General features: G+C 67.0%; 6 protein-coding genes and 1 pseudogene. 6 read left to right on the top strand and 1 reads right to left on the bottom strand.

Annotated features, from left to right (window positions below; genetic code table 11):
* The 6 genes and pseudogenes from ACWIGI_RS35765 to ACWIGI_RS35740 all read left to right on the top strand — a co-directional run.
* On the top strand, positions 1 to 930 hold a 930-nt coding region (locus ACWIGI_RS35765; protein ID WP_454207982.1), incomplete at its 5' end, for an NADH-ubiquinone oxidoreductase-F iron-sulfur binding region domain-containing protein.
* Positions 927 to 1166 (top strand): annotated as a pseudogene (locus ACWIGI_RS35760) (ferredoxin); the annotation flags it as partial. The gene ACWIGI_RS35765 and the pseudogene ACWIGI_RS35760, both read left to right, overlap by 4 nt.
* Before the next feature lie 379 nt (positions 1167 to 1545).
* The gene (locus tag ACWIGI_RS35755; protein WP_454207981.1) at positions 1546 to 2511 is read left to right on the top strand and encodes an enoyl-CoA hydratase/isomerase family protein; all 966 of its coding nucleotides are present in this window, start codon (positions 1546 to 1548) and stop codon (positions 2509 to 2511) included.
* A 28-nt stretch (positions 2512 to 2539) separates the two neighbouring features.
* Positions 2540 to 3409 carry an alpha/beta fold hydrolase gene (locus ACWIGI_RS35750; RefSeq protein WP_454207980.1) on the top strand — a complete coding sequence of 290 codons (870 nt, stop codon included), beginning with the start codon at positions 2540 to 2542 and terminating at the stop codon, positions 3407 to 3409.
* Positions 3410 to 3661: 252 nt separating this feature from the next.
* Positions 3662 to 4096 carry a hypothetical protein gene (locus tag ACWIGI_RS35745; RefSeq protein ID WP_454207979.1) on the top strand — a complete coding sequence of 145 codons (435 nt, stop codon included), beginning with the start codon at positions 3662 to 3664 and terminating at the stop codon, positions 4094 to 4096.
* Between the two features lie 491 nt (positions 4097 to 4587).
* A complete protein-coding gene (locus ACWIGI_RS35740) occupies positions 4588 to 5229 on the top strand; it encodes a rhomboid family intramembrane serine protease (RefSeq protein ID WP_454207978.1) in 642 nt (213 codons plus the stop codon).
* A gap of 131 nt (positions 5230 to 5360) precedes the next feature.
* On the opposite strand, the gene ACWIGI_RS35735 is transcribed toward ACWIGI_RS35740, so the two are convergent.
* Positions 5361 to 5559, bottom strand: a 199-nt coding sequence (locus ACWIGI_RS35735) for a sigma-70 family RNA polymerase sigma factor (protein ID WP_454207977.1), incomplete at its 5' end; no start/stop codon positions are given.

Below are 5559 nucleotides of genomic sequence, written 5' to 3'. Positions count from 1 at the left end.
GACCACGCCTACGTGTATCTCTCGGATGCCGACGCCGCGCGCGCCGTCGACGGCGCGCTGACCGAGCTCGACGCGGCCCCGCGCGAATTGCCCTGGCCCGTCATCGAAGTGGTGACCGTGCCGCCCGCCTACGTGGCCGGGGAGGAAACCGCCGCCGTGCGTGCCATCGACGGCGGGCCCGCGCTGCCCTCGGACAAGCCGCCGCGCCCGTTCGAACAGGGTGTGCGCCAACGGCCCACGGCGGTCAGCAATGTCGAGACCCTGGCCCAGCTGGCCTGGATACACCGGCACGGAGCGGCCGCGTACCGATCCGCGGGCACCGAACACTCCCCCGGCACGTTCCTGGCCACCGTGACCGGCGGTGACCGGCCACCGGCGCTGTACGAACTGCCCTATGGGTACCGGGTCGCGGATCTGCTCACCCTGCATGGCATTTCGCCCAATTCCGTGCGCGGGGCGCTGCTGGGCGGCTACTTCACCGGCATGGCGGATCGCGGAATAGTCGATGCCCGCCTGGACCACGAATCCCCGGCAGCCCACGGCGTTGCCCTGGGCTGTGGATCGCTGTCCGTCCTGACCACCGAATGTCCTGTCGCGGTTGCGGCCTCGCTGCTGGAGTACTTCCGGCGCGAGAACGCCGGACAGTGCGGATCGTGCTTCAACGGCACCGCCGCCATGGCCGCGGTCGCGGTCGCCCTGCGCGAAGGTCACGCCGGCACAGACGATCTGGCCCGATTGCGGCGCTGGTCGACGGTGCTGCGCGGGCGCGGCGCGTGCGGCACCCTCGACGCGGCCACCAATACCGCGGCCGCGCTGCTGGACCGCTTCGGCGCCGAAGTGCAAGCGCACCTGGACAACCGGTGCCCGGACTGCGCGACGCACGCATATCTCGCGGACATCCCGTTCGCGGTGTGGGAGGGGAACCCGTGAAGATTCGCCTCGACCGCACCCTGTGCGACGGCTTCGGCCTCTGCGCCAAACACGCGCCCGCGCATTTCCCGCTCGACGACTGGGGCTACGCGAGCCTGGCCGGCGACGGCGTCATCGCGGACCCGGACCACGACGCGGTGACCCGCGCCCTGCTCGACTGCCCGGTGCACGCCATCATCGCCATGCCCGAACCCGCCACTCCCCGCCACTCCGCGCTGCCTGAAAGCACCGCACCACAACACAATTCGGAGGATCAACTCATGTCCGGTGCCAAACTGCTGGTCTTCTCCAACGCCGTCGCCGACCGGGACGCCGAGTTCAACGACTGGTACGACACCACCCACCTGGCCGACGTCACCGCGGTCCCCGGCGTCGTCGGCGGCGCCCGCTACGAGATCGCCGCCACCGACATCCCCGGACAGCCCGCCCCCGCACACCGCTACCTGGCGGTCTACGACCTGGACGGCGAACCCGAGGCGGTGCTGGCGGAGTTCTTCCAGCACGCTCGCGCGGGGAAGATCCCCCTGAGCGAGACCCTGGACCTGACCTCGGTGGCCATGACGGTGTGGCGTCCCCGCTGAAACCGTTCCCCCGCATCACCGTAGGAGCCGCGCCATGCCCGCACCCGATCCCACTGAGATCATCCGCTACGACAAGGATCCCCAGACCCGCATAGCGACCATCACCTTCGACCGCCCCGAACACCTCAACGCCCCGACCATGGCCGCCCGCCTGCGCTACGCGGACCTGCTGCACCGGGCCAACATCGACGACGAGGTCAAGGTACTGGTGGTGCGCGGGGCGGGCGCGGACTTCGGCACCGGCGCGGATCTGCCCGAATTCCTGGAGGTGCAGAACGACCCGGATCAGGGGCCGCGCCTGAGCGAATACCGGATCGGTCCCGACGAGGTGCGTTATCCCCCACCCGGATCGTTCCGCCACGGCGCGAGCATCGGGCAGTGGTACGCCAACGCCGGCGCGGGCTGCCGCAGCCTGCAGGAATTCAAGAAGATCAGCATCGTCGAGGTCAAGGGCTACTGCTACGGCTGGCACTTCTACCAGGCCACCGATGCCGACCTCGTCATCTCCTCCGACGACGCGCTCTTCGGGCATCCGGCCTTCCGCTACTACGGCTGGGGCCCGCGCATGTGGACGTGGGCGCAGACCATGGGGCTGCGCAAGTTCCAGGAGATGGTCTTCACCGGACGGCCGTTCACCGCCCAGGAGATGCTGGACTGCAACTTCCTCAACCGGGTCGTCGCCCCGGCCGATCTCGAGGCCGAAACCGAGAAGTACGCCCTCGCGTGCTCCCGCAACCGGCCGACCGACACGGTCTTCATGCAGAAGATCTTCTTCGAGATCATGAAGCAGCATCAGGGCGAGTACATGGGCAGTCTGCTCAGCGGCATCTTCGAATCCTTCGGCGGCCACGCCCGTCCCGACGCCGACGAACTCATGCTCGCCGACGCCCACGCCGCGGGCCTGAACAACTCGGTCAAGGACAACGACGCCGCGTTCCCGCCCGATTTCCGGCTCAGCAAATCCGGCCGCAAGAAGAAGGCCAAGAAGCGCGCGTCCTAGCCCGGCGCCGAACCCAGACAGGACCGTCATGCCCTCGGTAGTGATCAACGACGGCCACGTCGTCTACGACATCCTCGGCGACACCGGCGAACTCATCGTGCTGACCCCCGGCGGCCGCTTCGGGATGGACATCCCGGGCCTGCGGCCGCTGGCCGAGGCGCTGGTGGCCGGCGGCCACCGGGTGCTGCTGTGGGACCGGCCCAACTGCGGCGCGTCCGACGTCCAGTTCTTCGGCCACACCGAATCCCACATGCGCGCGGACACCCTGCGCGGCTTGCTGACCGCGCTCGAACTCGGCCCCTGCGTGCTCGCGGGCGGATCGGGTGGCGCCCGCGACTCCATGCTCACCGCGATCCTGTACCCGGAACTGGTGTCGCGCCTGGTGCTGTGGAACATCGTCGGAGGCGTCTACGGAACCCTCAATCTCGGCGCGCACTACATCCTGCCGAGCCTGCAGGCGGTCCGCGGCCGGGGCATCGACGGACTGCTGCGCCTGCGGGAGTGGCGCGACCGGATCGAGGCCAATCCGCGCAATCGCGAACGCCTGGAGAGCCTGGATCGCGAGGAGTTCCTGCGTCTTTCGCTGCGCTGGCTACAGGCCTACGTCCCCAAGCCCGGCCAGACGATCCCCGGCGTGGACGACGAGCTGTTCGACCGGATCCAGGTGCCGACCCTCATCGTGCGCGGCGGCGCGAAAGACCTCGACCACCCCAAACGCACCTCCCTCGAGGTGCACTGTCTGATCGAGAACTCGGTCCTGATCGACCCACCCTGGCCCGAGGACGCCTGGGAACGAGCGATGGAGGAGTTCATGACCGGCCGCACCGACCACTACAACATGTTCGACACCTGGGTACTGGCCGCGCCGGAGATCCTGAAGTTTCTCGCGGAACAGTGAGTACGGGCCGAATGCCCGAATATCCCCGCTGCGAACAGGCGATGCGATTGCTTCGTTACAGACGTCGTGGATTGACGAATACCAGAGAACCCTGAGAGCGCTGGCGGCGGCGAAATGCGGCCGGGTGTGCGTCCCGAATTCCGCTCGAGACGAGTAGTTGGCTACTCGTGTCGGGGGTTCGTGTGCGGCGGATCATTTCTCGAATGGAGGTGAAACGTTCACAGCCGTATCCGACGCTCGAAGGAGAAGAAGATGTTCGACTTGCGCTTGCTCGGTGGAACAGTCCGAGTCGACGGCAAAGATGCCGACGACTGGCCCGATCCCGACGACTGGATCCACACCGCGCATTCAATCAATCGCCCGGTTCCCCAGGACGGGCAGTGGCACTCTCTCAATGTCCCGACCGTCAGGTGGGGAGGCGAATGCCGTCTCGAGATCGACGTGAACGCTCACGTCAATTCCGACAAGACGGTGTGGATCCACGGCTGGTCATACTTCTACGAAGGCGCGTCCGAGGACACCGGCGAAGAGGAAGACCGTCAGGAGATCGATTTCGTCGTTCCGCGCAATTCCTCGACCTACCTGCTGCCGTACGAGCAGTGGTACGAGCTGCGCAACGAGGTGCTGATCGGACCCGAGGACTTCGCCAGGGTCGGCTTCAGCTTGACCAACAACATAACCGAATAGGGCGGTCGGCAGCGGGGGCGCACTGCCGTCCCCCGCCCCGAGCCGGGCGGCCACCATCTTCGCAATCTCGCCCAGTTCCGCGGCGATCTCGGCGGCCAGTCCGGACCCACCCACGTCGCGCCGCGTGCCTTGCACGGCCCGGCCCTTCGGCACGCCCGAGTACCAGCTCATTTCGCAGACCGCGCTCGCGGCGGTGTGCGGTCGGAACCTGTTGCGGCACAGCGTGCTCAGAACTAGCGCACAGCGACGAACCGTGATCCGAGCGTGGCGTGGCTACCCCCGGTTGATGTGTTCGAACCCCTGAGCTAGCTTGTAATTCGCGCACCCGGTGAACGGTGCGCTGCGGGCCGACTACTTGGGAGACCGGCCGTTGAAGAAACCGCGAATGCTGTTCTCGGGGCGGGGTTTCTGGGCGGGCGGGCGGGATAGGGATCTCTGTGCAATTCGACGCCGTTGCCCGGCATGTACGCCAGCGGCCGGCTACTTATTTGTTGATCGCCGCGAACGTGCTGGTCTATTTCGTGCAGCTGGCATACCCGACGCTGTCGGAGCTGTTCTGCACCCTCGGACGGGGGAGCCTGCGAGACGGTCAGTTGTACGTCTTCGACGGGAATCAGCACCCGGGCTACACGCCGGTAGGTATTGCCACCGGCGAGTGGTACCGAGTGCTCACCGGCAGTTTTCTGCACCTCGAGCCCGACGAAGGGGTCGGTACAGCGCATATCGCGTCGAACATGTTGTGGCTGTGGCTTTTCGGGCGCGCGCTCGAGCCGATGGTCGGTACCGCTCGCTTGCTGGCGCTGTATCTGGGCTCCGCCGTCGGCGGTGGGCTCATGGTGTATCAGCTCGCGCCGGATACCCCGACGGTCGGTGCCTCGGGAGCGGTGTACGGCCTGGTCGCCGCGTATTTCGTACTGTCCCTGCGGAACAGGGGTGAACGAAAGTCCGTCGGCACGCTCACCGCGATGTTCCTGATCTGGCTGGTGATCTCGGCGTATGTCACCTCGTGGCAGGGGCATCTGGGTGGGTTCGTGACCGGCGCGGTGATCGGTGTTGTTTATCTCCTGCTCGAACCCCGCCCGCGTCCCACTCGCAAGGACTTCACTCCGGCGTGGCACCCTGACCGCATCTGACCGGCGATCCGTGTGTATTTCGCTGCTCCACAGTCGATCTGGCAACCTTGGCCTGACGATGTGCGGCACACATCGATCGCCACCGCGGCAAGGAACGGGCACGCGGGAGCGAGGCCTGGCCTTTTGTGCGGCTAGGCGGCGGGGGAGAGTTCGAGTGCTTGTGCGCGAAGGGAGTTCAGCAGGCGGGCCAGTATTCGGGAGATCTGCATCTGGGAGACGCCGAGGATCTTGGCGATCTGGTCCTGGGTCATGTCGCGTCCGTAGCGCATGCACAGGATCGTGCGTTCGGTGTCGGTGAGCCCGGCCAGCAGCGGGCCCAGGGTCAGCGAG

The sequence above is a fragment of the Nocardia sp. NPDC055321 genome (genome assembly GCF_053645575.1).
The sequence above is the reverse complement of the archived record's forward strand: the minus strand, read 5'-3'. Positions and strand labels throughout refer to the sequence as shown.

Coding starts and splice junctions, on each gene's coding strand:
- ACWIGI_RS35755 (WP_454207981.1), top strand. CDS start 1,546: ATGCCCGCACCCGATCCCACTGAGATCATCCGCTACGACAAGGATCCC.
- ACWIGI_RS35750 (WP_454207980.1), top strand. CDS start 2,540: ATGCCCTCGGTAGTGATCAACGACGGCCACGTCGTCTACGACATCCTC.
- ACWIGI_RS35745 (WP_454207979.1), top strand. CDS start 3,662: ATGTTCGACTTGCGCTTGCTCGGTGGAACAGTCCGAGTCGACGGCAAA.